The organism is Duganella qianjiadongensis (assembly GCF_009857915.1).
Lineage (GTDB): Bacteria > Pseudomonadota > Gammaproteobacteria > Burkholderiales > Burkholderiaceae_D > Rugamonas > Rugamonas qianjiadongensis.
In genome coordinates, this window is sequence record NZ_WWCM01000003.1 from 1 (window position 1) to 26,248 (window position 26,248).

At 62.3% G+C, this 26,248-nt stretch carries 24 protein-coding genes; 11 read left to right on the plus strand and 13 right to left on the minus strand.

Translation table 11 applies throughout. The features are described from left to right. Positions 1-369: 369 nt before the first annotated feature. The 3 genes from GTP27_RS05680 to GTP27_RS05690 form a co-directional block, all read right to left on the minus strand. On the minus strand, positions 370-741 hold the full coding sequence (locus GTP27_RS05680) for a glyoxalase superfamily protein (protein WP_161038223.1): 372 nt from the start codon (positions 739-741) through the stop codon (positions 370-372). 122 nt (positions 742-863) lie between these two features. Then, complete coding sequence (locus GTP27_RS05685; RefSeq protein ID WP_161038224.1) at positions 864-2,192, minus strand: ATP-binding protein; 1,329 nt, start codon at positions 2,190-2,192, stop codon at positions 864-866. Then, entirely contained in the window at positions 2,189-2,866 is a 678-nt protein-coding gene (locus tag GTP27_RS05690; protein WP_161038225.1) for a response regulator, read from the minus strand. The genes GTP27_RS05685 and GTP27_RS05690 overlap by 4 nt, the downstream gene beginning before the upstream one ends. Before the next feature lie 193 nt (positions 2,867-3,059). On the opposite strand from GTP27_RS05690, the gene GTP27_RS05695 reads away from it, so the two are divergent. Genes GTP27_RS05695 through GTP27_RS05705 form a run of 3 tightly spaced genes read left to right on the plus strand, consistent with a single transcriptional unit; the run spans position 3,060 to position 5,113 of the window. After that, a complete protein-coding gene (locus GTP27_RS05695) occupies positions 3,060-3,638 on the plus strand; it encodes a porin family protein (RefSeq protein WP_161038226.1) in 579 nt (192 codons plus the stop codon). Positions 3,639-3,645: 7 nt separating this feature from the next. Then, positions 3,646-4,398 carry a MipA/OmpV family protein gene (locus tag GTP27_RS05700; RefSeq protein ID WP_161038227.1) on the plus strand — a complete coding sequence of 251 codons (753 nt, stop codon included), beginning with the start codon at positions 3,646-3,648 and terminating at the stop codon, positions 4,396-4,398. 4 nt (positions 4,399-4,402) lie between these two features. Beyond that, positions 4,403-5,113 (plus strand): hypothetical protein, encoded by a 711-nt coding sequence (locus GTP27_RS05705; RefSeq protein ID WP_229633455.1) that lies wholly within the window; start codon positions 4,403-4,405, stop codon positions 5,111-5,113. 82 nt (positions 5,114-5,195) lie between these two features. Here the strand turns inward: GTP27_RS05705 and gatB are convergent, their stop codons facing one another. From gatB to gatC, 3 genes are read right to left on the minus strand one after another with little or no spacing between them, the layout of a single operon-like run. Further along, positions 5,196-6,656: an Asp-tRNA(Asn)/Glu-tRNA(Gln) amidotransferase subunit GatB gene (gatB, locus tag GTP27_RS05710; RefSeq protein ID WP_161038228.1), complete on the minus strand. Its 1,461-nt coding sequence runs from the start codon at positions 6,654-6,656 to the stop codon at positions 5,196-5,198. A 54-nt stretch (positions 6,657-6,710) separates the two neighbouring features. After that, on the minus strand, positions 6,711-8,195 hold the full coding sequence (gatA, locus tag GTP27_RS05715; RefSeq protein WP_161038229.1) for an Asp-tRNA(Asn)/Glu-tRNA(Gln) amidotransferase subunit GatA: 1,485 nt from the start codon (positions 8,193-8,195) through the stop codon (positions 6,711-6,713). 55 nt (positions 8,196-8,250) lie between these two features. Continuing rightward, positions 8,251-8,553 carry an Asp-tRNA(Asn)/Glu-tRNA(Gln) amidotransferase subunit GatC gene (gene gatC / locus GTP27_RS05720; protein ID WP_161038230.1) on the minus strand — a complete coding sequence of 101 codons (303 nt, stop codon included), beginning with the start codon at positions 8,551-8,553 and terminating at the stop codon, positions 8,251-8,253. Between the two features lie 284 nt (positions 8,554-8,837). Here gatC and GTP27_RS05725 point away from each other — a divergent pair, with 284 nt between their 5' ends. The 7 genes from GTP27_RS05725 (at position 8,838) to GTP27_RS05755 (ending at position 18,010) form a co-directional block, all read left to right on the plus strand. Further along, positions 8,838-9,881 (plus strand): rod shape-determining protein, encoded by a 1,044-nt coding sequence (locus GTP27_RS05725; protein WP_008445008.1) that lies wholly within the window; start codon positions 8,838-8,840, stop codon positions 9,879-9,881. Between the two features lie 91 nt (positions 9,882-9,972). Continuing rightward, positions 9,973-11,166 carry a rod shape-determining protein MreC gene (gene mreC, locus GTP27_RS05730; protein WP_161038231.1) on the plus strand — a complete coding sequence of 398 codons (1,194 nt, stop codon included), beginning with the start codon at positions 9,973-9,975 and terminating at the stop codon, positions 11,164-11,166. Continuing rightward, positions 11,163-11,675, plus strand: coding sequence for a rod shape-determining protein MreD (gene mreD / locus GTP27_RS05735; RefSeq protein ID WP_161038232.1), 513 nt, complete (start codon positions 11,163-11,165; stop codon positions 11,673-11,675). The genes mreC and mreD overlap by 4 nt, the downstream gene beginning before the upstream one ends. 13 nt (positions 11,676-11,688) lie before the next feature. Beyond that, positions 11,689-13,671, plus strand: coding sequence for a penicillin-binding protein 2 (gene mrdA / locus GTP27_RS05740; protein ID WP_161038233.1), 1,983 nt, complete (start codon positions 11,689-11,691; stop codon positions 13,669-13,671). Between the two features lie 8 nt (positions 13,672-13,679). Next, a complete protein-coding gene (gene rodA, locus GTP27_RS05745; RefSeq protein ID WP_161038234.1) occupies positions 13,680-14,792 on the plus strand; it encodes a rod shape-determining protein RodA in 1,113 nt (370 codons plus the stop codon). Between the two features lie 22 nt (positions 14,793-14,814). Next, positions 14,815-16,872, plus strand: coding sequence for a penicillin-binding protein 2 (mrdA, locus tag GTP27_RS05750; protein WP_161038235.1), 2,058 nt, complete (start codon positions 14,815-14,817; stop codon positions 16,870-16,872). Positions 16,873-16,882: 10 nt separating this feature from the next. Beyond that, on the plus strand, positions 16,883-18,010 hold the full coding sequence (locus GTP27_RS05755) for a septal ring lytic transglycosylase RlpA family protein (protein ID WP_161038236.1): 1,128 nt from the start codon (positions 16,883-16,885) through the stop codon (positions 18,008-18,010). 6 nt (positions 18,011-18,016) lie between these two features. On the opposite strand, the gene GTP27_RS05760 is transcribed toward GTP27_RS05755, so the two are convergent. The 7 genes from GTP27_RS05760 to argS are packed head-to-tail and all read right to left on the minus strand — an operon-like array spanning position 18,017 to position 24,410. Next, positions 18,017-18,748: an SPOR domain-containing protein gene (locus tag GTP27_RS05760; protein WP_161038237.1), complete on the minus strand. Its 732-nt coding sequence runs from the start codon at positions 18,746-18,748 to the stop codon at positions 18,017-18,019. 24 nt (positions 18,749-18,772) lie between these two features. Further along, positions 18,773-19,540 (minus strand): type III pantothenate kinase, encoded by a 768-nt coding sequence (locus GTP27_RS05765; protein WP_161038238.1) that lies wholly within the window; start codon positions 19,538-19,540, stop codon positions 18,773-18,775. A gap of 1 nt (position 19,541) precedes the next feature. After that, positions 19,542-20,462 carry a biotin--[acetyl-CoA-carboxylase] ligase gene (locus GTP27_RS05770; RefSeq protein ID WP_229633456.1) on the minus strand — a complete coding sequence of 307 codons (921 nt, stop codon included), beginning with the start codon at positions 20,460-20,462 and terminating at the stop codon, positions 19,542-19,544. Then, the gene (locus tag GTP27_RS05775) at positions 20,459-21,253 is read right to left on the minus strand and encodes an SDR family oxidoreductase (RefSeq protein ID WP_161038239.1); all 795 of its coding nucleotides are present in this window, start codon (positions 21,251-21,253) and stop codon (positions 20,459-20,461) included. The genes GTP27_RS05770 and GTP27_RS05775 overlap by 4 nt, the downstream gene beginning before the upstream one ends. Before the next feature lie 2 nt (positions 21,254-21,255). Next, complete coding sequence (locus GTP27_RS05780) at positions 21,256-21,927, minus strand: thiol:disulfide interchange protein DsbA/DsbL (RefSeq protein WP_161038240.1); 672 nt, start codon at positions 21,925-21,927, stop codon at positions 21,256-21,258. 53 nt (positions 21,928-21,980) lie between these two features. Then, positions 21,981-22,679: an SPOR domain-containing protein gene (locus tag GTP27_RS05785; protein WP_161038241.1), complete on the minus strand. Its 699-nt coding sequence runs from the start codon at positions 22,677-22,679 to the stop codon at positions 21,981-21,983. Between the two features lie 21 nt (positions 22,680-22,700). After that, positions 22,701-24,410, minus strand: coding sequence for an arginine--tRNA ligase (argS, locus tag GTP27_RS05790; RefSeq protein WP_161038242.1), 1,710 nt, complete (start codon positions 24,408-24,410; stop codon positions 22,701-22,703). A gap of 275 nt (positions 24,411-24,685) precedes the next feature. Between argS and rsmB the strand changes: the two genes are divergently transcribed. Then, positions 24,686-26,233: a 16S rRNA (cytosine(967)-C(5))-methyltransferase RsmB gene (gene rsmB / locus GTP27_RS05795; RefSeq protein WP_161038243.1), complete on the plus strand. Its 1,548-nt coding sequence runs from the start codon at positions 24,686-24,688 to the stop codon at positions 26,231-26,233. The last annotated feature ends 15 nt before the right edge of the window (positions 26,234-26,248 follow it).

Genomic DNA, 26,248 nt, shown 5'->3' on the forward strand with positions numbered 1-26,248 from the left:
GACGACTTCTTGCCCTGGAACTGCGCCAGCAAACTTCCTGGCACTTAAACTCCGCTTCCCAGCGGTGTTGGGCACATCATCAGCTAAAGTAGCGTGGCGCTCAAGACGGCGCTGCTTTGACGCTTACGATAGATAGTCTGTTTCGCCAGATAAGTCATGTCCGTGTCCTCCAGATAAGTGTCTAGAAGTTGGATAGGCGAATCAAAAACTAGTTCGTTTTAGACTCTTGGGAGAAATTTTTAGACCGGTTTAGACCCCACCTTTCTCGTTCTAGACCGGATTAGACTCAACGAGATCGAATTAGAATGAATTAGACTGCAATTGGGATTAGCAACCCGGATTCCCGCCTTGCCTCATACCGCTGGCGTTTCAGGAGCCGATGGCGCTGGTGAAGGTGAGCCGGTTGCCGAACGGATCATGCACCGTCATATCGCGCGTACCCCAAGGCATATCCTGCAAGCCGGGTCGTGCATATTTGTACTGCTTGGCGCTCAGCTCTGCGTGCAGTTCCTCGATATTTTCAACCTGTATGCGCATGGCAGCACCGGCTGAGCAATCACCGTGATGTTCGGACAGATGCAGCGTACAGCCGCCCCGTGTCACCTGAAAATAGATAGGCAGACCGGGCTCGAAGCGGTGCTCCCAGTCCAGCGTAAATCCGAGGAAACCGACATAGAACTCGCGCGCCTTGGCCTCATCGAATATGCGCAGTATCGGTGTAGTGCTAAGAATTTTCACCATGGGCCTCATTGCAGTTTAGGGCGATGTCTGTGAACAGATGTCGTCGGATTCTACACTTAGCCGGCCCCGTCGCACTTGCTGTCAAACGCCGTGCGGGCCGCTGCGTAGCGGGAAGTGCCGTTTCAATGGCGGCGGTCTGTTGTGTTCAGTGCACTCTCTAGCACGATGCTGAAGCGCGCTCCGCCCAGTGGCGAATCGCTGATGGTGACGCTGCCGCCATGCAGTTGTATGGCCTTGGCGCAGATGGCCAGCCCCAGACCAAAGCCGTTGCTGGCATGGTCTTGCTCGCGTTCGAGCCGGACGAAGGGTTCGAAAACACGCGCCCGCGCGCTGGCCGGTACACCGGGGCCATCGTCGTCTACGTGGATGTAAATCCGCTCGCCGTCACGGAACGCGCTCAGTGCAAATTCGGCATGGGCATATTTGGCGGCATTGCCCAGCAGGTTGTGAATTGCGCGTGCCAGCAGCCGCCCTTGGCCATGGATTTCGCCCAGATCGGCGGTTAGCGTGCGGCTATACCGGGCCGTAGCGGGAGGCGGCGTACAGCTCTCCAGCAGCGGCGCCAGTGCCAGCAGCTGGGCGGGCAGGGCGGACGGGTGATCGAGCTGCGTCAGCGTGAGCAGTTCGTTCACCAGCGTCTTCAATTCTTCCACATCCTCGTCCATGGCCTGCAGGCGGCGCTGTACGCCGGGTAGTTCGGTGCCAGGCTGATCGCGCAGCAGTTCCAGACTGAACTCCATGCGTGCAATGGGCGTACGCAGTTCATGCGAAACGGAGCGCAGCAAGTCGCGGCGCGCCTCCAGCAGTTCGCTGATGCGGTCTGCCATCTGGTTGAAGCGTTCTGCCAGCGGGGCAATGCTGGACGGCAGGTGCCCACAGGCACGCGCAGCCAGATCGCCCTGTCCGAAAGCGTCCGTCATACGCGATAGCGACAGCAGGCCGCGCCAGTGGCGCTGCGTCCACCAGCCTATAGGTAGCAGCAGGAATAGGGCAATCAGCGCAAAGCGTATGGCTTCCATGCCCAGTGCCTGCGCGATATTGATGGGCAGATGGCTGGCGTGTATCAGTTCCGCCTCGCTGCCGATGTAGCGGTTGCCGTCGCGGTCCACGCGCCGGTAGAAGCCTTTGCCGCCCGCGTCGATGATGATGTCGCCGTCCAGCAGCTGCTGGCGCTGGCGGGCGGATAAGCGGGGCAGCAGTGCAGCGAGCGGCTCCAGTTCGAACGAGGCGGCCGAGACTTCGCGCACCTTGTTCAGGCGTGGCAGCCATTCGTCGGCGCCGGCCTGATCGATGTACTGCTCGAGCAGAAAAATCTGGCCGGCCGCCTGACGTCGCGCCATTTCTTCCAGCGGGTCGCCGAACAGCAGGCTGAAGGTGATATAGATGGCGCCTGTGGCTAACGTAATGGCCAGCAGCACTAGTGCTGCAAAGCGCCAGAACAGGCGGTTCATTCCCATGCGGATGGACTGAACAGATAGCCTTCGCCCCAGACGGTCTTGATGCGTTCCGCCGTGCCGTCATCGAATTTGCGGCGCAGGCGCGAGACGCAGTTATCGATGCTGCGATCGAGTCCGTCGAACTCGATGCCGCGCATACGCACCAGAATATCGTTCCGCGACATCACCTTGCCCGCTGCCTTGGCGAGGATGGCGAACAGTTTGAACTCGGCGCTATTCATGGCCACCTCCTGGCCGCGCCAGAATACCGTGCGGTTCTCGCTCGAGATGCGTAACTGGCCGAACACCAGATCGGCGCCGTTCACCGCATGGCCACGCCGCTGCAGGGCGCGCAGGCGGGCCAATAGCACGCGCGGCTGCACCGGCTTGTTGACGTAGTCGTCGGCACCCTGTTCCAGTCCCGAGACTTCGTCGAAACTGTCTTCGCGCGCCGTCAGGATCAGGATGGGGATGGCGCTGAGCTGGCGTAGCTCGCGGCAGATCACCAGCCCGTCGATGCCGGGCAAAGTCAGGTCGAGGATGACGAGGTCGGGCTGGCTCTGGCGAAAGCGTGCCAGCGCCTGATCACCGCGCGTGACCACATCGACCTGATAGTCGTATTCCTCCAGATATTCCTTGATCAGCGCGGCAAGCCGCGCATCGTCTTCCACCAGCATCAGACGCTGCATCGCACCTCCAGTTTGCGGCTATTGTAGTGGAGAGCGCGGCGCTAGTGGCTTTTTTGACAATCCCGTACACTTGGCTACACTTTTTATACAAATGCGGCCTACAAATTCGGGACAATTTCATGACAGTCCGGAGCGGAACTGGCGCGGCCATCTGCCTACCATGGCAGCTCCTACAGCAAACCGGAAACTGAACATGAAAAAATTTGTATGCTTAGCCTTGCCTATGCTTGCTGCCAGCGCGCTCGCCCAGGCAGAAGACTTTTATCTGGGCGCGAGTCTGAGCGGCACCACGCGCGGCCACATCGCATATACCGACGGCGCCAGCAAAGTAGATCAGGGGCAGTCGAAAAAGGGGCTGCCCTATGGACTGTATGCGGGCTACGCGCTGTCGAAAGACTGGGCAGTGGAAGCCGGCTATCGTGGTGAAGCCGGTGCTGCTACCTTTAACCTGCCGCAGAATTACCAGATGAAGATGCATACCAGTGCCGCTTATCTGGCAGCGCGTGGCAACTGGGCCTTGAATGAGGACTGGTCGCTGTTTGGCAAAATCGGTATAGCGCGCGGTGAGGCAAAGGCCGAGATCAGCGGCAAGAACGCGCCGCCGGCGGAGAAATTTAGCCGTACCGGCGCTTACCTGAGCGTGGGCGCCGCGTACATGGCAGCCAAAGGCGTGGCGCTGGAAGTGCAGCTCGAGCACACGGATAAACTCAAACGCGACGGCCTGGTTGCCAATATGGATAGGATTGCGCTAGGCGTGAAGCTGGATTTTTAAGGAAACCATGAACAAGCTGTTCCCACTAGGTGTATTGCTGTTGGTCTGCGCTGGCGCGCAGTCGACGGATATGATGATGCCCGATGGTAGCAAGGACATGTATGTGGGCATGGCACTGGCAACCCGCACCGTGGCAGCAGGCGAAGAACGCCGCGTGCTGCTGCGGCCCTTGTTGCAGGTGCAGTGGAGTAATGGCTTGTTCGTATCGGCCAGCGGCGTGGCCGGGCTGCATCTGTCGGAAACGCCGGGGCTGGAGTATGGCCCGCTGCTAGCGGCCAGCAATTCGCGCCAGCCCACCGATAGCTGGCGCTTGCGCGGTTCGCAGCCGGTGGACGGCAAAGCCGATGGCGGCGCCTTCCTCAACTACTATCTGGGCAGCGAGACGCGGCTGCAATCAAGCGTATTTTACGATACCAGCGCGCACGGTATGCGTGGCTATGTGGGCGTGCAGCGGGCGGCGAACCTGCCGGACCCGCACCACAGACTGGCCGTGACAGCCGGTGCGTACTGGGCCAGCAGCCCGGTCATGCGCGAGCTGTATTCGGTCAGCGCCGCGGCAGGCGGCGTGCGCGACTACCGTCCCGACATGGGGCTGAATTCGCTGAGCGTGGGGCTGGACTGGAACTGGGCGCTGAGCCGCCAGTGGCTCGTGCATAGCGGCGTTAGCGCCACCCGGCTGGGCAGTGGTGCAGCAGATAGCCCGGTGGTCGAGCGGCGCAGCTTCATCAGCTGGTCCAGCGGGCTGGCTTACCGGTTCTGATCTGATGCGCCGCTACGCTATCGCCAGTGTCGTTGTCAGCGCCGTCGCGGCCTGCACCCTGCTGTGCGGGCCGCGCACTGCCGCAGCGCAGGAGGAGCAGGACTGGATCGCCTATCGCGATGCCTATCGCCAGATGATCTGGTTTGAAAAGTACGGCAAACCCAAGCAGTTCCTGCAAAGTCATTTCCGTATCCGTCCGCGCGAGAAGGGCACGAGTTTGGATGGCCTGCGGCTGAATTTAAACAGCAAGACCATCCAACTAAGCCTGCCGCTCGATGCGCTGGGACGGGCCGTATTCCCGTTTTCCAAGGCGGCATATGACGATAACGCCGAGCTGACGCTGAACCGCAATGCCAGCCAGTTCCGGACGGCGGCTTGGGTGTCCATCGTGACCCGTGCCGATGGCGTGTACGCGGCGGCCGATCTGCGGACTGCCTGCGAGCAGCTGCTGGCCTATCAGCAGTATGCCGGTGCCGCACCGGGCAAGGTTTGCGTCGGCGTGCAGTTCAGCTTTCTGCGCAGCGATCCGGCCGAGGTGGTGTTCCAGCCGGCGGGCGGCGCCAGCACGCTGCTGGCGGTGCGCGAAGGCGCTGCGTTTCCCGCTGATGTGCAGAGCGGCTTCCGCATCGTCGCCTACCGCTTTGCGTCTTTTCCGGAGAACGGACGGATCGTGAGCAGCAGCGTGCCGCTGGCGATAGCTGCCTTGCTGGAGTAGCGGTAGATGCTTGCAACGCAGCCGGCAAGATGCCAGCAAAAAGGGACGCCGTAGCGTCCCTTTTTTGCCGGCTGGCGGCGGCTTAGCCGGCCAGTTTGGCTTTCAGCAGCTCGGTCAGCTGGGCCGGATTGGCCTTGCCGCGCGAAGCTTTCATGGCCTGACCGATCAGCGCATTGATGGCCGCTTCCTTGCCGGCGCGGTACTGCTCGACCGATTTGGCGTTGTTGGCGATCACCTCGTTGACGATGGCTTCCAGCGCGCCCGTATCGGAAATCTGCTTCAGACCTTTCGATTCGATCAGCTCGTCCACCAGATTGTCGTTGGCCGATCTGGCCGCCCACATATCGCCGAACAGTTCCTTGGCAGTCTTGTTGTTGATGGTGCCGTCGGCGATACGCTTGATCATCAGGGCCAGCTGGGCCGGCGACACTGGCGCGTCAGCGATATCCACGCCTTCGCGGTTCAGGGTGGACGATACATCGCCCATCAGCCAGTTGGCAGCGGCCTTGGCGTTGTCCTTGCCGGCGCTTTCCACCACGGCGACGAAGTAGGTAGCCATGGCCTTGGAAGCCGTCAGGATCAGCGCATCGTATTCGGGCAGCGCGTATTCGCTGATAAAGCGGGCGCGCATCGCGGCCGGCAGCTCCGGCATGGAAGCTTTCACCTGTTCTATCCATGCATCGGAAATGATCAGCGGCGGCAGATCCGGGTCTGGGAAGTAGCGGTAGTCCTGCGCGTCTTCCTTGCTGCGCATTTCGCGGGTTTCCTTGCGGTCCGGATCGTACAGACGGGTAGCCTGCACCACCTTGCCGCCGTCTTCGATCAGTTCGATCTGGCGGCGCACTTCCACGTGCACGGCTTCTTCGATGAAGCGGAACGAGTTCAGATTCTTGATCTCGCAGCGGGTGCCGAATTCCTTCTGGCCTTTAGGACGCACGGAAACGTTGACGTCGCAGCGGAACGAGCCTTCCTGCATATTGCCGTCGCAAACGCCCAGCCACATCACCAGCGAGTGCAGTGCTTTGGCATAGGCCACGGCTTCCGCTGCGCTGCGGATTTCCGGCTCCGACACGATTTCCAGCAGCGGCGTACCGGCGCGATTGAGGTCGATGCCGCTCATGCCTGCATAGTCTTCGTGCAGCGATTTGCCGGCATCCTCTTCGAGGTGGGCGCGGGTCAGGTTGACCGTCTTGGTGACGAATTCGCCATCCTTCTCGTAGCCGAAGGTGAGCGCGCCGCCGATGACCACAGGGTCTTCGAACTGGCTGATCTGGTAGCCTTTCGGCAGGTCCGGATAGAAGTAGTTCTTGCGGGCGAATACCGACTGCGGTGCCACCTTGGCGCCCACCGCCAGACCGAAGCGGATGGCGCGATCCACCGCCTGCTTGTTCATCACCGGCAGCACGCCGGGCAGAGCCAGATCCACCGGGCTGGCCTGAGTATTGGCTGCGGCGCCGAACTTGATCGGCGAACCGCTGAAAATTTTAGATTCGGTCGTGAGCTGCACGTGGTTCTCAAGACCGATGACGACTTCCCATTCCATATTCTTCTCGCTGTATTGTGTGTCGCTGTAGTGTTAGTCGCAGTATCGGCTAGATCAGATGCCGGCTGGCGCGCGCTTGTGCCAGTCGGTGGCCAGCTGGAACTGGTGGGCCACGTTGAGCAGCCTGGCTTCGCCGAAATGCTTGCCGATGATCTGCAGACCCACGGGACGGCTGGCGTTCTTCTCGCCCTGGCCGAAACCGCAAGGGATGGACATGCCGGGCAGACCGGCCAGGCTGGTCGACAGGGTGTAGATGTCGGCCAGATAGGCCGCTACCGGATCATCCGACTTGTCGCCCAGATCCCATGCCACGGTAGGCGCTACCGGTCCCATGATGACGTCGCACACGGCATTGGGGCCGTTGAGCACGGCTTCGAAATCCTGCGCGATCAGGCGGCGGATTTTCTGCGCTTTCAGGTAGTAGGCATCGTAGTAGCCGTGGCACAGCACATAGGTGCCGACCATGATGCGGCGTTTGACTTCGGCACCGAAACCTTCGGCGCGGGTCTTGCGGTACATATCGGCCAGATCCTTGTAATCGGCCGCGCGGTGGCCGTAGCGCACACCGTCGAAGCGCGACAGATTGGACGACGCTTCAGCCGGTGCAATCATGTAGTAGGCCGGAATCGACAGCGCCGTATTCGGCAGCGAAATGTCGACCAGCGTGGCACCGAGTTTTTCGTATTGCGCCAGTGCGGCGCGCACGGCCTGTTCCACGTCGGCCGCCAGACCCGCGCCGAAGTATTCCTTCGGCACGCCGATGCGCAGGCCCGTCAGCGGCTGGCCCAGCTCGCGCGTGTAGTCTTCGTCCACGCCGCCCAGTTCCGGCGCCAGCGAGGTCGAGTCGCGCTCGTCGAAGCCGGCCATGGCGTTGAGCAGCAGGGCGCAGTCTTCCGCCGTCTGCGCCATCGGGCCGCCCTGATCGAGCGAAGAAGCGAAAGCGATCATGCCGAAGCGCGAGACGCGGCCATAAGTCGGTTTGATGCCGGTGATGCCGCAGAAGGCGGCCGGCTGGCGGATCGAGCCGCCCGTATCGGTGCCGGTTACGGCCGGCGCCAGACGGGCTGCCACGGCAGCGGCCGAGCCGCCCGAGGAGCCGCCCGGTACGGCGGTTTTATCCCACGGATTTTTTACCGCGCCGAAGGCCGAGTTTTCATTGGCCGAGCCCATGGCGAATTCGTCGCAATTGAGCTTGCCCAGCGTGACCATGCCGGCCGCACGGAATTTTTCCACCACGGTGGCGTCGAACGGGCTCACATAATTGGCCAGCATTTTCGAGCCGGCCGTGGAGCGCCAGTTGCGCGTCACGAAAATGTCCTTGTGGGCGATCGGCACGCCGGTCAGCGGCGTGGCCGTGCCGTTGGCGATGCGGGCATCGGCTTCGGCTGCCTGGGCCAGCGTCAGGGCGCGGTCCACATGCAGGAAGGCGTTCAGATCGCTCTGTTCGATACGGGCTAGGAACTGGGTAGCCAGTTCGGTGGCGGTGATGGCTTTGCTTTGCAGCAGAGCGGATAACTCTTTAACGGTTTTGGTATGCATGACGATTTCTATCTTTGATCGGTGTACAGAACGGAGCGCAGCAGGCGGGGCCGCTTTACTCGATCACTTTCGGTACCAGATACAGGCCATCCTGGGTTTTCGGCGCCACGGCCTGATAGTCGTCGCGGCGGTTCGGCTCGCTGGCCACGTCTTCGCGCAGGCGCAGGGCGATGTTATTCATGTGGGCGGCCAGCGGGTGGCTGAGCGGAGCGACGCCTTCGGTGTCGACCGCCTGCATCTGCTCGGCCAGCGCGAAAATGCCATTCAGTTGTTCCAGCGCGGTGGCGGACTGCGCCTCGTTCATCTCAAGCTGGGCCAGTTTGGCTATGCGGGTTACGTCGGATAAGGTCAGAGACATGGCAAATGGCGCGGTCTAGCCGCGCAGGTTGTGTTATTTTAATGATAAAAATCCGGACTGATCGCCCGAAAGTGGATAAATTACCGACAAAAGCACGGAACAGCCGCCCAAACAGCGGCTTTCACCGATACACTTTAGGGTGGATATTCGGCAAATCGCAGTCAAATTATAAGGTAGAATGGCGGGTTGATGCGTTGTCGGCGCTGAATCATTGCTGCCGCCGCTACATGACAGGATTTCTTTCTAACGGATTACGCGCACTTTAGTGGCGCCACAGGACACACATGTTTGGTTTTTTACGCAGGTATATTTCCACTGATCTGGCCATCGACTTGGGCACGGCCAACACCTTGATTTATGTACGTGGCCAGGGCATCGTCCTGGATGAACCATCGGTCGTTGCGATCCGCCAGGAAGGCGGCCCGAACGGCAAAAAGACGATACAGGCAGTTGGTAAAGAAGCAAAACAGATGCTGGGTAAAGTGCCCGGCAACATCGAGGCTATCCGCCCGATGAAAGACGGCGTGATCGCCGACTTTACCGTCACCGAGCAGATGCTCAAGCAGTTCATCCGCATGGTGCACGACTCCAAATTCTTCCGTCCGTCGCCACGCATCATCATCTGCGTGCCTTGCGGCTCGACCCAGGTGGAACGCCGTGCGATCCGCGAATCGGCGCTGGGCGCCGGCGCGTCGCAGGTCTACCTGATCGAAGAACCGATGGCGGCGGCGATCGGCGCCGGTCTGCCAGTCTCCGACGCCACCGGCTCGATGGTGGTCGACATCGGCGGCGGTACCACGGAAGTGGGCATCATCTCGCTGGGCGGCATGGTCTACAAAGGTTCGGTACGCGTGGGCGGCGATAAATTCGATGAAGCCATCGTCAACTACATCCGCCGCAACTACGGCATGCTGATCGGCGAACAGACCGCAGAAGCGATCAAGAAAGCCATAGGCTCGGCCTTCCCCGGCTCCGAAGTCAAGGAAATGGAAGTCAAAGGCCGCAACCTGTCGGAAGGTATTCCCCGTTCGTTCACGATTTCGTCCAACGAAATTCTGGAAGCGCTGACCGACCCGCTCAACAACATCGTTTCGGCCGTGAAGAACGCGCTGGAACAGACCCCGCCGGAACTGGGTGCCGACATCGCCGAAAAAGGCATGATGCTGACCGGTGGTGGCGCACTGCTGCGTGATCTGGATCGCTTGCTGATGGAAGAAACGGGCTTGCCGGTGCTGGTGGCGGAAGATCCGCTGACCTGCGTGGTACGCGGCTCCGGCATGGCGCTGGAGCGGATGGACCAACTGGGCTCGATCTTCTCCTACGAATGATCCGATAAGACGGGGCCGCACAGAGCGGCCCCGGTTTTTGGTGCTGAGTTGTTAGTCTCGTAGGCGCGCGAGCGCCGGATTACTGGAAGTCATGGAATACAGTCCTCCGCCACTTTTCAAGCAAGGCGCTCCGGCCCGGGTGAAGATGATGGTGTTTGCGTGCATTTCGATTGCACTGCTGCTGGCCGACTCGCGTGTGCGCACCCTGCAGACGGTGCGCAAGGTGGCCGGCACCATTCTGTATCCCCTGCAGATGGCGGCGCTGATGCCGCGCGATGCCATCTACGGCGTCGGTGATTATTTCTCCTCTCTGTCCGCACTGGAAAAACAGGTGCGCGAACTGAAACGCCAGCAGATCGCCAGTGCGCTGCTGCTGCAGCAGGCGCAGCAACGCGTAGCGGAAAACAACCAGCTGCGCCGTCTGATCGATGCGCGCGAACATCTGCCCATCAAATCCATGCTGGCGGAAATCCTGTACGACGCGCGCGACGTCAACAGCCGCAAGATTATTCTTGACCGTGGTAGCCAGCAAGGGCTGGTACTGGGCCTGCCCGTGATCGACCATCAGGGCGTGGTAGGGCAGGTGACGCGGGTGTTCCCCTTCACCTCCGAAGTGACGCTGCTGACCGATAAGGAACAGGCGATACCCGTCCAGCTGCTGCGCAACGGCTTGCGCAGCGTGGCCTACGGGCGCGGCAAGGCCGGCACGCTGGAACTGCGCTTCACGGCGCCGAATGCCGATATCCAGGTGGGCGACATCGTGGTGACCTCCGGTCTGGATGGCGTGTATCCGGCCGGTCTGGCCGTGGCTCGCGTGTCGCAGGTAGAAAACAGTGCCGCCGGTTCCTTCGGCGGGGTAATCTGCCAGCCGCTGGGCGGCATTTCCAATCATACCCAGCTGCTGGTGCTATTGTCGGTGCCGGATATGCCGCCGCGTCCGCCCGACGAAGAACAACGCCAGCCGCGCAAGCACAATAACAAGATGGGACCGATCAAGGATCCGGCCCGCGAGGCGGATGGTAACGCTGCCGCAGCGGCCGCTCCTGCCGCCGCTGGCGCGCCTGCCGCTGTTGCTGGTGCCGGCACAGCCGCCGCGCCTGCCGCCAATAACAATGGCGCACCGGGCCTGATGCCGGTCATGCCGGCCGCCCGCCCGGCGCCGGCCCCGACCGGCGTGACGGAAACCGCCACGCCGGCCACTTCCACCAACGCGCTGACAGGCGCGCCGCCGGGCGCCCGGGCGCCTGCAGCCGCGCCGGCCAAAGCCAAGGAGCCAGTACGATGAACCGTCCGTATTACATCCTGCTGCCGGTAAGCCCGCTGTTCATTGCCTTCAGCCTGTTCTGCGCCTTCCTGCTTAACCTGCTGCCATGGGGTAACTTCATCGGCGTGCCCGATTTTGTCGCACTGGTGCTGGTCTTCTGGGGCATCCACCAGCCGCGCCGGGTCGGCATCGGCACGGCCTTCTGCCTCGGCCTGCTGATGGATGTGCATGATTCCACCCTGCTGGGCGAGAACGCGCTGGCTTACACGCTGCTGTCCTATTTCGCCATCATGCTGCACCGGCGCGTACTGTGGTTCCCGCTGGTGACCCAGGCCATGCATGTGTTCCCGTTGCTGCTGATGGCGCAGTCGATCCAGCTGCTGGTGCGCTTCATCGTCTCCGGCAAATTCCCCGGCTGGTTCTATTTTGTGGAAAGCGCCGTCTCGGTGGTGCTGTGGCCACTGGCGACCTGGATCCTGCTGGCGCCGCAGCGGCGCGCAGTAGACCGCGACCACACCCGTCCGATCTGACGCGGCTGGCAGCATGACTGAGCTCAAGGACAATCAGCGCGAACTTTCCCAGTTCCGCCTGCGCCTGACGGTGCTGGGCGCTGTGGTGTTCATCTGTTTCGGCCTGCTGCTGTCGCGCTTCATCTGGCTACAGGTCTACAAGCACAGCGACTACGTGGCGCAAGCGGAAGAGAACCGCATCGCCATCGTTCCCATCGAACCTAACCGCGGCCTGATCCTCGACCGCAACGGCGTGGTGCTGGCCCGTAACTACTCGGCTTTCACGCTGGAGATCACTCCTTCCAAGCTCAATGCCACGCTCGATGAAACCATAGACGAACTGGCCAAGCTGATCACCATCGAAACCAAGGACCGCAAGCACTTCAAGAAGCTGCTGGAGGAATCGCGCGGCTTCGAGAGTGTGCCGCTGCGTAACCGCCTGAGCGACGAAGAAGTGGCGCGCTTTACCGCCCAGCGTTTCCGCTTCCCCGGCGTGGAAGTGCAGGCGCGCCTGTTCCGTCAGTACCCGCTGGGCGAAATCGCCTCGCACGTGATCGGCTTTATCGGCCGCATAAACCAGTCCGAGGCCAAGCTGATCGCGCAGATGGATGATGCCGCCAACTACAACGGCACCGACCATATCGGCAAGGAAGGGCTGGAAAAAAGCTACGAGAAGCAGCTGCACGGCATTACCGGCTACGAGGAAGTAGAAAAATCGGCCGGTGGCCGCGCCATCCGCACCTTGTCGCGCACGCCCGCCACGCCGGGCAGCAATCTGATCCTGTCGATCGACATCGAGCTGCAGAAGGTGATCGAAGAAGCCTTCGGTGAATGGCGCGGCGCACTGGTAGCGATCGAACCGGCCACGGGCGATATTCTGGCTTACGTCTCGCGCCCCGGCTACGATCCCAATCTGTTCGTCGACGGCATCGACAGCCAGAGCTGGAACGAACTGAATAACTCGCTCGACCGCCCGATGGTGAACCGGCCGCTGTCCGGCACCTATCCGCCCGGCTCCACCTTCAAACCTTTCATGGCACTGGCCGCACTGGAACTGCACAAGCGCACTCCCAGCCAGACCATCTACGATCCCGGTTCGTTCACGCTGGGCGGGCATAAATTCCGCGACGACAAACCGGGCGGCCACGGCACGGTGGACATGTATAAGTCCATCGTCGAATCCTGCGACACCTATTACTACCTGCTCGGCAACGAGATGGGCATAGACGCCATCCACGACTTCATGAAGCCTTTCGGTTTCGGCCAGATTACCGGCATTGATCTGGAGCACGAAAAGCAGGGTGTGCTGCCGTCCAAAGAGTGGAAAGCGGCCCGCTTCAAGAAGAATCCGGCGGCGCAGAAATGGGTGGGCGGCGACACCATTTCCATCGCCATCGGTAACGGCTACAACAACTACACGCCGCTGCAGCTGGCGCACGCCGTGGCCAATCTGGCCAATAACGGCGTGGTGATGAAGCCCCATCTGGTAAAAATCATCGAAGACAGCGCCACCCGTACGCGCAAGCTGACGGTGCCCAAGGAAAGCTACCGTATTCCGCTCAAGCAGGAAAATATCGACATCATCAAGAACGCCATGGTGGGCGTGACCCTGAGCGGGACGGCGGCGCGCGCCTTTGCCGGCGCCCAGTACACCTCGGGCGGCAAGACCGGCACGGCGCAGCTGATCGCCATCAAGAAGAACGAGAAGTACAACGCCAATCTGATCGCCGAACGTCTGCGCGACAATGCGCTCTATACGGCATTCGCGCCGGCCGACAATCCCCGCATCGCCATTGCGGTGGTGGTGGAGAACGGCGGCTTCGGCGCCGGGGTGGCAGCACCCATCGTGCGCAAGGCGCTCGATTACTACCTGCTGGGCAAACGCCCGCATGAAAAAGAAACCACGGCCGTGCCGCGCGAGGACGCCGAGCTGCGTTCCGTGCAGGACGTGCAGGCCGAGCAAGGCCTGAGCGACGAAAAACGTCCCGGCGCCGAAACTCCCGGCAACAAGGAATAAGGGTAACCATGCATATCAACGAAAGGCGCTCGCTGTGGCGCCGTCTGCGGCCATATTTCACGGTATTCGATGTGCCGCTGGCCCTGATCATAGGCGCCCTGCTGTCGGTAGGGCTGGTCACGCTGTATTCGGCCGGCATAGGTATCCCCGGCAAGGTGGAAGACCAGCTGCGTAACATCTTCCTTGCCTTCATGGTGATGTGGGTGGTGGCAAACATCTCGCCGCAGATGATGATGCGCATTGCCGTGCCGGCCTATCTGGTGGCGGTGGCGCTGCTGGTGGGCGTGGCCCTGTTCGGCACCATCAAACTGGGTGCGCGGCGCTGGCTGCATGTAGGGGTGGATATCCAGCCGTCCGAATTCATGAAGATCGCCATGCCGCTGATGCTGGCGTGGTTCTTCCAGCAGCGCGCCGGCCAGCTGCAATGGATACACTATGCGATAGCCGCCGTGCTGCTGGCCATTCCCGTAGGTCTGATCGTCAAACAGCCCGATCTGGGGACGGCGCTGCTAGTGGTAGCCAGCGGCTTTGCCGTGATCTTCCTCGCCGGTCTGGCGTGGAAAGCGCTGATCGCGCTGCTGGTGGCAGGCGCCGCCAGCCTGCCCGTGATCTGGTCGGTGCTGCACGACTACCAGCGCGAGCGGGTGATGACGCTGATCGATCCCACCTCGGACCCGCTGGGCAAAGGCTTCCACATCATCCAGTCCACCATCGCGGTAGGCTCGGGCGGTATTACCGGCAAGGGCTGGACCCATGGCACCCAGGCTCATCTCGAATTCATCCCCGAACGTACCACCGACTTCATCTTTGCCGTGTTCTCGGAAGAATTCGGCCTGACCGGCAATCTGGTGCTGATGGTGCTGTACCTGCTGCTGATCGGTCGCGGGCTGGTCATTGCCGGCAACGCACCCACTTTCTTTACCCGTTTGCTGGCGGGCGCCATCACCATGATCTACTTCACCTATGCCTTCGTGAATATGGGCATGGTCAGCGGCATCCTGCCGGTAGTGGGCGTGCCGTTGCCGTTCATGAGCTATGGCGGTACTGCGCTGCTGACGCTGGGCCTCGGTGCCGGCATCCTGATGAGCATACAGCGCCACCGCAAGCTGGTGCAGACTTGAGGCGTAGCGGGAGCGGCCGGCCATGGTAGAAATGAAGGACACCGGGCGCGAGCTCGCGCAGTTCCGTGTCCGCATAACGGTGCTGGGCGCGCTGGTGCTGTTCTGCTTCTGCCTGCTGCTATTGCGCCTGCTCTGGCTGCAGGTGATCAAGCACGAGGAGTTTGCCACCAAGGCGGACGAAAACCGCATTGCGCTGGTGCCTATCGTGCCTAGCCGTGGCCTGATCCTCGACCGTCATGGCGTGGTACTGGCGCGTAACTATTCCGCTTTCACGCTGGAGCTCACACCGTCCAAACTGGCTGCGCCGGTGGATGAAGTGATCGACGAACTGGCCAAGCTGGTGACGGTGGAGATGAAGGACCGCAAGCGCTTCCGCAAGCTGCTGGAAGAGTCCAAGAATTTCGAAAGCGTCCCGCTGCGCAACCGCCTGTCCGATGAAGAGGTGGCGCGCTTTACTGCCCAGCGCTTCCGCTTCCCCGGGGTGGAAGTGCAGGCTCGTTTGTTCCGCCAGTATCCGCTCGGTGAAACCGCCTCGCACGTCATCGGCTACATCGGCCGCATCAACCGCAGCGAAGCCAAAGCACTGGAAGAGAGCGACGACGGCGCCAACTACAACGGCTCCGACTATATCGGCAAGGAAGGGCTGGAGAAAAGCTACGAGAAGCAGCTGCACGGCACCACCGGCTACGAGGAGGTGGAAGTGACTTCGCGCGGGCGCGCCATCCGCACGCTGTCGCGCAAGCCTGCCGTGGCGGGCAATAATCTGGTGCTGTCGATCGACATCGAACTGCAGAAAGTGGTGGAAGAAGCTTTTGGCGAACGCCGTGGTGCGCTGGTGGCGATCGAGCCGTCCACCGGCGATATTCTGGCCTATGTCTCGCGCCCCGGCTACGATCCCAACCTGTTCGTCGATGGCATCGACACCGCCAGCTGGAATGAACTGAATAACTCGCTCGACCGGCCCATGGTGAACCGTCCCCTGACGGGCACCTATGCACCGGGTTCCACCTTCAAGCCCTTCATGGCGCTGGCTGCGCTGGAACTGGGCAAACGCACGCCCGGCCAGACTACGCCCGATCCCGGCTTCTACTATCTTGGCGGCCACAAATTCAATGACGATCTGGTGGGCGGTCACGGTTCGGTCGATATGCGCAAATCCATTATCGTCTCGTGCAATACCTATTACTACGCGCTGGGGCATGACATGGGCATCGATATGATCCATGATTTCATGAAGCCGTTCGGTTTCGGTCAGCTGACCGGCATCGATCTGGAAAATGAAAAGACCGGTGTGCTGCCGTCGCAGGAATGGAAACGCAAGCGCTTCAAGGGCGCGGCAGGCAAATGGGTGGGGGGCGACACCATCTCGGTCAGTAACGGCTCCGGCTACAACGCCTATACGCCGCTGCAGATCGCCCATGCAGTATCGAATCTGGCCAATGACGGCGTGGTGATGAAGCCCCACCTGGTTAAAATTATCGAGAACGGCGCTACGCGGGCACGCCGCCTGACGGTGCCCAAAGAGAGCTACCGTATCCCTCTAAAGCAGGAGAACATCGATTTCATCAAGAGCGCCATGGTGGGCGTGACCAGCGAAGCCGGCGGCACGGGCTTCCGCGCCTTTAGCGGCGCGGCCTATACGGTGGGCGGCAAGACCGGTACGGCACAGGTGATCACGATTAAGTCGGGCGACAAGTACAATGCAGCCAAGCTGGCCGAGCGTCTGCGCGATAATGCGCTGTTCACCGCATTTGCGCCGGCCGACAAGCCGCGCATTGCACTGGCGCTGGTGGTGGAAAATGCGGGCAAGGGCGGACTGGAAGCGGCGCCCATAGCGCGCAAGGCGATAGATTATTATTTGCTAGGCAAGCGTCCGGCCGAAAAAGACAGCACCAGGGTGGCGCGCGAAGATGCCGTGGCCGTGGTGCCGGTGGAAGGCGAGCTGCTGGAGCAGCAGGCGGCAGAAGCGGAGCAGGAGCGTCAGTCCGCGGCGGCGCCTGCAACGGCTCCAGTAACGATGCCAGCAACGACGCCGGCAACGGCTGCGCCAGTGCTGGCAGCACCGAGAAAAAAACAGTAAGGAGACAGGCATGCGTGATTACCGGAGTCGTATCCTGATGTGGCTGGCCGCGCTGGCCCTGCTGGCGCTGGCCGGCTGTACCACTGCGCCTGTCGTCAGCGATACTGCCCGCGTGCCGCGTCCGACCGCACCGGCCGCGCCCGTGCTGCGCGCGCCTTCGGCTGCCAAGCCTGCGACCGGGCTGCCGGAGCTGCCGCCTGCCAATTCCGGCCGTGGCGGCTATTATCAGGATGATGGCCCGGGCGATGCCCCGCCGCCGGATCTGGAAAACGTGCCGGATGCGGAAGTGCGCAATGATCCGCTGCTGCCATTCTCCAACCGTCCCTACACGGTGTTCGGCAAAACCTATACGCCGATTACTGACAACCGCCCATTTAGTCAGATCGGGGTCGGCAGCTGGTACGGCAAGAAGTTCCATGGCCAGCGCACTTCGTCCGGCGAACTATACGACATGTACAAGATGACGGCAGCTCACCCCATTCTGCCTATCCCCTCGTATGCCCGCCTGACCAATCTGGTCAGCGGCGCCGTGGTGATTGTGCGCATCAACGACCGCGGCCCCTTCCATGCCAACCGTGCCATCGACGTGTCCTACACGGCGGCGCTGAAACTGGGCCTGCTCGGCAAGGGCAGCCACGAACTGCAGATCGAGCGCATACTGCCGGAAGAAGTGGACCGCATGCTGGCCACGCGCGGCGGCGTTTCCACCACGGTGGCGCCGCGGCTGACATCGCAGGCGGCGCGCAGCAGCGCTGGCGCCGGTCTGCTGGGGCGGGGCGATGCCGGACCGCCGCTCTTGCTGACGGCGGCCACCACGCTGGGCGAATCGGCGCCAGCCAGCACCAGCGATATCGAAGCACTGATGCGCGATGACCGCGCACCGGGCGAGGGCGGCAGCGAGGCGCAGCCTGCCAAGGCGAACTTCTATCTGCAGCTAGGCGCCTATGCGCGCGCCGAAAACGCCGAAGCCGTGCGCAGCAAACTTGGTGGTAGCGGTCTGGAAGGGCTGGAAGTGGTGAAGAATGGCGTGGTGCACCGGCTGTTCGCCGGGCCGTTCGCCAGCCGTCAGGATGCGTTGCAGGCCGCGCGCGGCCTGCCCGCAGCGCTGAATCTGAAGCCTATCGTGATCCAGCGCTAGCAAGCCCTATTTGCAGCTGCGGCTTTCCGTGCCGGGGAAGCTGCTGCGCAGCTGTTCCAGCCGGTTCTTCAGGTCCGGATCGACATCGCGGAACTGGAACGACAGCAGTTTGCTGCCGCTCATGCGTGGCGCGATCTTGGCGGTGCGTACGCCCTGTTTCATCAGTGCGGCCAGCTGATTCTGCGCCGCCGTCTCGGTCTTGAACACACCCAGCGAAATGGCCCAGCGCATAGGCGTGTTATCGCTCATGATGAAGTAGTTATGCACGCCCAGCGCGCGCAGTTCGGCGGCCTTCTTGTCGGCGCCTTCCTTGCTGCCCTGCGGCGGCATGTACACCACGTAGCTGGAAATTTCGCTGCCCGGCAGGTTGTGGCGCGACTGGCGGTCGCCCAGTTTCAGCGGCGCCAGCACGGTTTCGAAGCGGCGCGCATCGGCCAGCACGAAGCTGGCGATTTCCACGCAGGCCTGTACTTCCGCTGCAGGCTTGGCAGTTGCTGCCGCACTGGCACTGGCACTGGCACTGGCACTAGCGCTGGCCGCACCAGCTGCACTGGCCACAGCGGCGCTGGCGTTATTGGCTTTTTCTTCCGGGATGATGACTAGCTTGTCGGCATTGAGCTGGTTGCTGAGCCGCTGCGGCTCGCGTTCGTTGCCGCTGAAGTGGCCCAGATAGCCTTTGCCATAGGCGAACAGCCCAGCATTTACCGCTAACAGCGACCAGAAAATAAATTTCAGCACGACGCTTTCCTCGAGTGTTACTGCCTATCCGGCGCTGCCGCTGGCAGCGTGCAGGCCGATCAGAACGATGTTGTCCACCATGCGGTACGGTACGGTGAGCATGGGCGCGATGAACTGGGCCGCGCCGCCCGAGATGATGCATTCCGCTGCCTGATGGCGCAAGAACGCATGTTCGATGGCGCCGCTCTGCGCAGCCAGACAGCCGCTCAGAATGGCATCGTCCGTGTTGTCGGCAAATCCATCCGGCAGCTTACCGTCTTGCGCGATCTGCGGCAACTGGGCGGTGTTGCGCGCCAGCGAGCTGGCCATCAGACCCAGTCCGGGCACGATCATCCCGCCGAGGAAATGGCCGTCGGCCGTGACGGCGTCGATGGTGGTGGCCGTGCCGCAGTTGGCCACGATGACAGCACGCCCCGGCGCCAGTACATGGCCGGCGATGGCGGCAGCAAAGCGGTCGCAGCCCAGCTGGGCGGGATTGCGATAGCCGTTGTGCAGCCCGGCCGCTTCGGCTACGGAAGCAAACCAGCTGATGGTCTGTTCGGGCAGCAGCATGGCGGGAAAGGTACGCTGCAGCACGTATTCCAGCTGCACGCGCAAGGCATTGCCCGCTACGTTGGCGATGATGATGCGGTCGACGCCCTGTTCGGCCACGGCGTCGTGCAGATGCAGTTCCAGTTGCGGCAGGTCGGCGTGGCTGACGGCACCATGGGCAAACCATGCACCGAGCGAGGCGCCGATTTCCACCAGCGCCCATTTGACCCGCGTATTCCCTGCGTCTATCAGCAAAATCATATTAGTCCGTATAGTTCGGTGTTAGGCCGGCGGGCTGGTGCAGGGGCGTAGCAGCGCCGGCGGATTCGGGCTTGAGGCGCAGCGACACATCGCCCGATAGCACTTCCACCCGTCCCGCAGCCGTATCGAGCAGCAGGCGACCGATGGCATCTACGCCTGCTGCACGGCCCTGCTGCACGATCTGGTCCTGATCAAGGATCACCACTTCGCGGCCATGCCATGCATGCAGCGCATTCCAGCGTTCACAGAACGGGGCAAAGCCGGTATCGTCGAATTCGGCCAGTACGGCAGCCAGACGGCTGAGCAGCGCGGCCACCAGCTGCTCGCGCGGCATCTGCGCCAGCCATGGTGCCGCCGCGACGCTGCGGCCGATCCGGCTTTCCAGCTGGTCCGGCATCAGCAGGTTGAGGCCCACGCCGATCACGGCCCAGATGGCGCCGTCCGTGTCGCGCTTGGCTGTCTGGCTCTCCACCAGTATGCCGGCCAGTTTGGCGCCATCGCGCAGCAAGTCGTTGGGCCACTTGATCTGCACCGGCACGCCCAGGCTGCCCAGCGTTTCGGCCAGCGCTACGCCCACTGCCATCGGCAGGCCGGACATGCGGTGCAGCGGGCCTTTGAAGCGCCACGCCAGCGAGAACATCAGCGCCGCACCGGGTTCGGACAGCCAGCTACGGCCTGCGCGTCCCCGCCCCGCCGTCTGCTGGTGGGCGATGCGCAGGGTAGGGCCAGCCAGCGTGTCGATGCGGGCCAGCAGGTCGGCATTGGTGGAGCCGGTCTGTTCGACGATTTCGATGGCCACGTGGCTGGCACTGCTGGCGCAGGCAGCGCTGATGGCCGCAGCACTGTTCTGGTCCAGCGCGGCGCGTTGCGGCGGGTGACTTAGTGGCCGTACTGGCTGGGCTGGCTGTACTGGCTGCATCATGCGCTACCCTTGCGCGGCTTGTGCGGCGCATTGCCGAAGGCCAGATCGTACAGCCAGTTAGGCAGCAGGCGCAGCACTTTGGCGACGACGCCCATCTGCCACGGAATCACGCGGTAGCTGCTGCCCCGTGCAATGGTCTGCACCGCCTGCACGGCGAATTTCTGCACTGGCATCAGGAACGGCATGGGATAGGGATTAATCTGCGTCATCGGCGTATCGATGTAGCCGGGGCAGATGGTCACCACGCGGATATTGTGCCGCTTGAGTTCCAGCCGCAGCGACTCGCAGTAGCTGATCACGGCCGCTTTGGAGGCGCTATAGGCTTCGGCGCCGGGCAGGCCGCGTATGCCGGCCACGCTGCCTATGCCCACCAGCCGTGCCGGCGTTCCTTGCGTTTTCATGGCAGGAATGAACGGCGCAAAGGTGGCTGCCGTGGCCACCACATTGGTAGCGATTACGGCATCGAATACCGGTATATCTTCGGAAAACTCGCTCAGGGTGCCGACTGAAATGCCGGCGTTGGCCACCACGATATCGATGCCGCCTGCGTGGCCGAGAAAGTCCTGCGCCGCTGCGGCTATGGCAGCATGATCGCGCACATCGACCGCATAGGCGCGATGCCTTTCTGGATGGGGCAGAGTAGCGATCAGATCATCGAGCACGGCGCTGCGGCGCGCCAGCAGACCTAGCGTGGCACCTTGTGCGGCATACTGGGCGGCCAGAGCCTCGCCTATGCCGCTGGAAGCGCCGGTGATGAAGACCCGCTGGCCAGCGCCGCCCTGCTTGTTCATGCTTATTTCTTTTCCGCTTTGGCCTTGGCGACCAGAATATCCATCACCTGCAGCGCCTGTGCGTGCAGCTGGGCTTCCGAAGTTGCGCTCTTGCTGCCTTCGTTGGCCATGGTCGGCGAAGTGATGTACTTGCCGTCGATGGCGATCAGCGGCCACGAATCCACCGTGTAGGCATCCATCATCGAGCCGGCACGGCGCACACTGCCTGCCACGCCGAAGCCGCGATAGGTGTCGATGAATTTCTGCTTGTCTATGCCCTGTTTGGCGATGAAGTCGAACACCAGTTCGTCGCGATTCATGCGGTTGCGGTTGACGTGCATCTCCTGGAAGATCTTGCTGTGCATGGCGTCGTTCATCAGGCCCATGGCGATCAGCGTGAAGTACATTTTCTGCTGCGGCAGATCAGTCCCCTGGCGGGAAATGTGCATGCGCTTGAAGACGATGTTGTCGCCCTGTTTTTTTACCCATGCCGTCAGGTCCGGATCGAAAGCATTGCAGTGCGGGCAGGCGTAATCGAAGAACTCCAGTACTTCCACTTTCTTGCCCGCTTCGACCGGCTGGGCGCTGGCCAGCACGCGGTATTCCACGCCGTTTTTCGGATCGGCCGGCGATGCAGCCGCCATGGCTACTACACCCAGCATCAATGCACCTGCCAGCCATTTCATGAAACGCATAGAGCTACTCCCGATACAAGATAGTTAGACGAAAGGTCGACTTGCGGCGCGCCTTATTTCTGGTTGCGCACCACGGCTACATCGATGCCGTTTTCCGACAGTTTGCTGCGCACTTTGTTCATGGCTTCGACCTGATTGAAAGGCCCCATGCGTACGCGGTGCAGCACGCCGTTGTCGGTGGCGCGGTCCGATACATTGGCTTCGAAGCCCAGCAACGCCAGCTTGGCACGCGCGCTTTCTGCGTCGCCCACTTCGCGGAAGGCGCCGATCTGCAGATAGTAGATGTATTTTTCGTCGCTGCTGTCAGCTGCGACTTTGGCTGCCGGTTGCGGTGCTACATTGGCCGCTGCCGGCGTGGCAGCCGGTTTGCTCTTCTCGACCACCGGCGCCTGCGCCGTTGCCGGTGCTGCCGGTGCTGCCGGGGCAGCTGGCGTGCCTTGTATCTTGTCCACCACCGACTGCAGCGGATCGGCTGCCGGTGCTTTCGGCGTGTCCTTGCTAAAGTCGCGCGCTGCTTCCCGCGCCGCGTCCTTGTTGCCGTACATAGGCTTGTTCGGATCGGCCGTCTGCCCCGCCGTCGGTTCCGCCGTCTTGCTGCTGCGTCCCTTGTCGGTGAATGGCGTGGCGCCCTTGTTGATGACGAGCGCCACTACCACAGCGATCGACAGGCCGATCACCAGCCCGATCACGATGCCGATGATGGTATTGCCGCGCTGTTGAGCCAGAGCAGGAAGACGGGAACGGAAAGTCATAGTGCAGGACATCCTCGGTAATTACATCTTGGCCGGTGCCGAAACACCGATCAGTGCCAGACCATTGCGCAGAACCTGACGGGTAGCCACCATCAGCGCGATACGGGCTGCTTTCAGGGCTTCGTCGTCGACCAGCACGCGCTCGGCGAAGTAGAAGCTGTGCAGATTAGCGGCCAGATCGCGCAGGTAGAAGGCGATCTGGTGCGGACCCAGTTCGGCCTGGGCGCGCGCCAGCGTTTCCGGATAGGCGGCCAGCGTGGCCAGCAGGGCAGCTTCGGTCGGTGCCGTCAGCGGCGACAGATCGACCGTGGCCAGATCCGCTTCGTTGCCGCTCCACTGTTCCAGCATGCGGCAGATACGGGCATGCGCGTACTGCACGTAGTACACCGGATTTTCATCCGAGGTTTTCAGTGCCACATCGACGTCGAACACGAATTCGGTGTCGGCTTTGCGCGAGATCAGGAAGAAGCGCACGGCATCGCGGCCTTTCTCGATATCGCCGCCGCCCGACCATTCGATCAGATCGCGCACGGTGACGTAGGAACCGGCACGCTTGGAAATCTTGACTTCCTCGCCGCCTTTCATCACGGTGACCATTTTGTGCAGCACGTAGTCAGGGAAGCCTTGCGGTATGCCCACGTTGACTGCCTGCAGACCGGCGCGCACGCGGGCGATGGTGCCGTGGTGGTCGGAACCCTGCACATTGATAGCCTGGGTAAAGCCGCGCTGGAATTTGACGATGTGGTAGGCCACGTCCGGCACGAAGTAGGTGTAGGTACCATCCTTCTTGCGCATCACGCGGTTCTTGTCGTCGCCGTAGTCTTCGGTCTTCAGCCACAGCGCGCCATCTTCTTCGTAGGTCTTGCCGGACTTGTTGAGCATGTCCACGGCAGCATCGACCTTGCCGTCCGAGTACAGCGACGATTCGAGGTAGTAGTTATCGAACTTTACGCCGAAGGCCTGCAGGTCGATATCCTGTTCGTTACGCAGATAGGTTACGGCGAACTGGCGGATCGATTCGATATCTTCCACTTCGCCGCTGGCGGTGGCTGGTGCGCCGTCGGAGGCGGATACCGTCTTCTTGAGTTTGAAATCTTCGGCGATATCGGCGATGTAGTCGCCGTTGTAGGCCGATTCCGGCCATTCTGCGTCGCCCGGCTTGAAGCCGCGCAGACGGGCTTGCACCGAATTGGCCAGCGTCTGGATCTGCACGCCGGCGTCGTTGTAGTAGAACTCGCGGGTGACATCGTAGCCCTGCGACTGGAACAGCGAGGACAGCGCGTCGCCCAGTGCGGCCTGACGGCCGTGGCCTACGTGCAGCGGACCGGTGGGGTTGGCCGAAACGAATTCGATGATGACTTTTTTACCGGCACCGGCGCTAGCGCTGCCGAATGCGCAACCCTGTGCCAGCACGGCTTTGACCACGGCCTGCTTGGCCGCCGCGCTGACGCGCAGGTTGATGAAGCCGGGACCGGCGATATCCGCCGATTCCACCAGACCCTGAGCCGCCGGATTGGCCAGCAGGGCGTCCACCACCTTGGTGGCCAGCTCGCGCGGGTTCATTTTCAGCTGTTTGGCCAGCTGCATGGCGATATTGCAGGCGACGTCGCCGTGCGACGGGTCGCGCGGGCGCTCCAGCACGACGTTGGCAAGCACTTCGGTGCCGGCCAGCAGAGGGGCCAGAGCGGACTGGAACAGGGCGGTGATATCTTGTTTTTGTTGGGCGAGCATGGGCAATGGGGCGGTCTAGCCGCGCAATAGGTCGAGTGGGTCTATCCAGAAGCGAAAACGGCCGGTACGCTGGCACCGGCCAAACAGCGGTAATTATACTGGTTTGCCGACGGTGGGTCATTGCGGCGGACGCGGCCAGCAGCGCCGTTAGCGGCGGAATGGCATCGCCACGGCAGAGTCACTACTGTATACTGCGCGATTACTTGGCTATTCGCGCGCCATGGCCGTTCCGGTTCGGCCCGCGCGCCGCAGCCGGCCCACTCTGGAATTAGCATATGAACAAGCGTCCGACGCTCTCTCTGAAAACCCCTGCCAAGGCGTCAGCCAAGGCCGTAGCCAAGGCGCCCGCACGGCCATCCGCCTACGGGGCGGCTAGGGCAACAGAACAGGTGCCGGCCGGAGCGCCAGTCAAAGCAACCGTACCAGTCAGACCATCCGCAGCAGGCCAGGCGCCTGCCAGAGCGCCCGCAGGCGCGCTGCGCGCCAGCCATGCACGCGAGCTCAAGCCGACCCTGCAGACCAGCTTCCAGACTGGCCTGAAAGCCGATTCGCTGGCTTTCAGCCTGCTCGGCGCGGCACAGGCAGTGGCGCTGGTGCGTACCGGCACCAATCTGCCGCAGGCGCTGGCCCAGCTGTGGGCGCGCAGCGAGACCAGCCCGCAGGCGCGCGGCGCCATGCAGGATATTGCCTACCGCTGCATGCGCCAGCTTGGCCAGAGCGAAGCCCTGATCGCCCAGCTGGCGCCGAAAGCGCCCGATCCGCTGGTTGCTGCCCTGCTGGCCTGCGCACTGGCCCTGATGACGGCGCCCGATGCGGTAGCGCCTTACGAAGAATTCACCGTGGTCAACCAGACAGTGACGGCGGCCGAAGCCCACCCGGACACGGCGCGGGCCAAAGCCATGGTCAACGCCGTGCTGCGCCGCTTCCAGCGCGAACGCGCGGCCTTGCTGGAAACCGCACTGCTGCAGCCGGTGGCGCAGTGGAACTACCCGCAATGGTGGATCGATGCGGCCCGCACAGCCTGGCCGCGCGAATGGCAGGCCATACTCAAGGCCGGTAACGGCGCGCCGCCGCTCACGTTGCGCATCAATGCCCGCAAAACCACGCTGGAACAGTATCTGGCCACCTTGCAGCAAGCGGGTATGGCGGCCAGCGCCATCGGCCCGTACGCCGTGCGGCTGGAAAAGCCGGTCGGCGTGCATCTGATTCCCGGTTTTGCCGAGGGCGTGGTCTCGGTGCAGGATGCCGGCGCCCAGCTGGCCGCGCCGCTGCTCGATGTGCGCGATGGCATGCGTGTGCTCGATGCCTGCGCTGCGCCGGGCGGCAAAACCTGCCACATCCTGGAGCTGGCCGATGCTAAAGTGACAGCCCTCGATGCCGACCCCAAGCGGCTGGCGCGGGTGGGCGAGAACCTCGAACGGCTGCAGCTCAAGGCCACCCTGCGCACGGCCGACGCCCAGAGCGCGGCATGGTGGGATGGCCAGCAGTTCGACCGCATACTGGCCGATGTGCCGTGCACCGCCTCCGGCATCGTGCGGCGCCACCCCGATATCCGCTGGCTGCGCCGCAAGGGCGACACGCTCCAACTAGCAACACTTTCCGCCAAAATCCTCGACAATCTTTGGCAGATGCTGGCACCGGGTGGTAAATTGCTATTCGTGACCTGTTCGCTCTGGCCACAGGAATCCGAGGCGCAGGCCGCGGCATTCGCAGTACGGCATCAGGCTGTGCGGCTAGCTGCCCCCGGCCAGTTGCTGCCGGGTGGCGTAGCGGGACAGGATCATGATGGTTTGTTCTACGCCCTGTTCCAGAAAAATGCGTAGTTTTAGCTCCCTTTG

What these genes read in the sequence shown, in the direction of transcription:
- mreD (WP_161038232.1), top strand. Translation starts at nt 11,163, where the DNA reads ATGAACCGTCCGTATTACATCCTGCTGCCGGTAAGCCCGCTGTTCATT.
- GTP27_RS05700 (WP_161038227.1), top strand. Translation starts at nt 3,646, where the DNA reads ATGAACAAGCTGTTCCCACTAGGTGTATTGCTGTTGGTCTGCGCTGGC.
- GTP27_RS05770 (WP_229633456.1), bottom strand. Translation starts at nt 20,462, where the DNA reads ATGATGCAGCCAGTACAGCCAGCCCAGCCAGTACGGCCACTAAGTCAC.
- rodA (WP_161038234.1), top strand. Translation starts at nt 13,680, where the DNA reads ATGCATATCAACGAAAGGCGCTCGCTGTGGCGCCGTCTGCGGCCATAT.
- gatC (WP_161038230.1), bottom strand. Translation starts at nt 8,553, where the DNA reads ATGTCTCTGACCTTATCCGACGTAACCCGCATAGCCAAACTGGCCCAG.
- GTP27_RS05765 (WP_161038238.1), bottom strand. Translation starts at nt 19,540, where the DNA reads ATGATTTTGCTGATAGACGCAGGGAATACGCGGGTCAAATGGGCGCTG.
- GTP27_RS05695 (WP_161038226.1), top strand. Translation starts at nt 3,060, where the DNA reads ATGAAAAAATTTGTATGCTTAGCCTTGCCTATGCTTGCTGCCAGCGCG.
- GTP27_RS05705 (WP_229633455.1), top strand. Translation starts at nt 4,403, where the DNA reads ATGCGCCGCTACGCTATCGCCAGTGTCGTTGTCAGCGCCGTCGCGGCC.
- gatA (WP_161038229.1), bottom strand. Translation starts at nt 8,195, where the DNA reads ATGCATACCAAAACCGTTAAAGAGTTATCCGCTCTGCTGCAAAGCAAA.
- GTP27_RS05690 (WP_161038225.1), bottom strand. Translation starts at nt 2,866, where the DNA reads ATGCAGCGTCTGATGCTGGTGGAAGACGATGCGCGGCTTGCCGCGCTG.
- GTP27_RS05680 (WP_161038223.1), bottom strand. Translation starts at nt 741, where the DNA reads ATGGTGAAAATTCTTAGCACTACACCGATACTGCGCATATTCGATGAG.
- gatB (WP_161038228.1), bottom strand. Translation starts at nt 6,656, where the DNA reads ATGGAATGGGAAGTCGTCATCGGTCTTGAGAACCACGTGCAGCTCACG.
- GTP27_RS05780 (WP_161038240.1), bottom strand. Translation starts at nt 21,927, where the DNA reads ATGCGTTTCATGAAATGGCTGGCAGGTGCATTGATGCTGGGTGTAGTA.
- rsmB (WP_161038243.1), top strand. Translation starts at nt 24,686, where the DNA reads ATGAACAAGCGTCCGACGCTCTCTCTGAAAACCCCTGCCAAGGCGTCA.
- GTP27_RS05755 (WP_161038236.1), top strand. Translation starts at nt 16,883, where the DNA reads ATGCGTGATTACCGGAGTCGTATCCTGATGTGGCTGGCCGCGCTGGCC.
- GTP27_RS05775 (WP_161038239.1), bottom strand. Translation starts at nt 21,253, where the DNA reads ATGAACAAGCAGGGCGGCGCTGGCCAGCGGGTCTTCATCACCGGCGCT.
- mrdA (WP_161038233.1), top strand. Translation starts at nt 11,689, where the DNA reads ATGACTGAGCTCAAGGACAATCAGCGCGAACTTTCCCAGTTCCGCCTG.
- argS (WP_161038242.1), bottom strand. Translation starts at nt 24,410, where the DNA reads ATGCTCGCCCAACAAAAACAAGATATCACCGCCCTGTTCCAGTCCGCT.
- mreC (WP_161038231.1), top strand. Translation starts at nt 9,973, where the DNA reads ATGGAATACAGTCCTCCGCCACTTTTCAAGCAAGGCGCTCCGGCCCGG.
- GTP27_RS05685 (WP_161038224.1), bottom strand. Translation starts at nt 2,192, where the DNA reads ATGAACCGCCTGTTCTGGCGCTTTGCAGCACTAGTGCTGCTGGCCATT.
- GTP27_RS05785 (WP_161038241.1), bottom strand. Translation starts at nt 22,679, where the DNA reads ATGACTTTCCGTTCCCGTCTTCCTGCTCTGGCTCAACAGCGCGGCAAT.
- mrdA (WP_161038235.1), top strand. Translation starts at nt 14,815, where the DNA reads ATGGTAGAAATGAAGGACACCGGGCGCGAGCTCGCGCAGTTCCGTGTC.
- GTP27_RS05725 (WP_008445008.1), top strand. Translation starts at nt 8,838, where the DNA reads ATGTTTGGTTTTTTACGCAGGTATATTTCCACTGATCTGGCCATCGAC.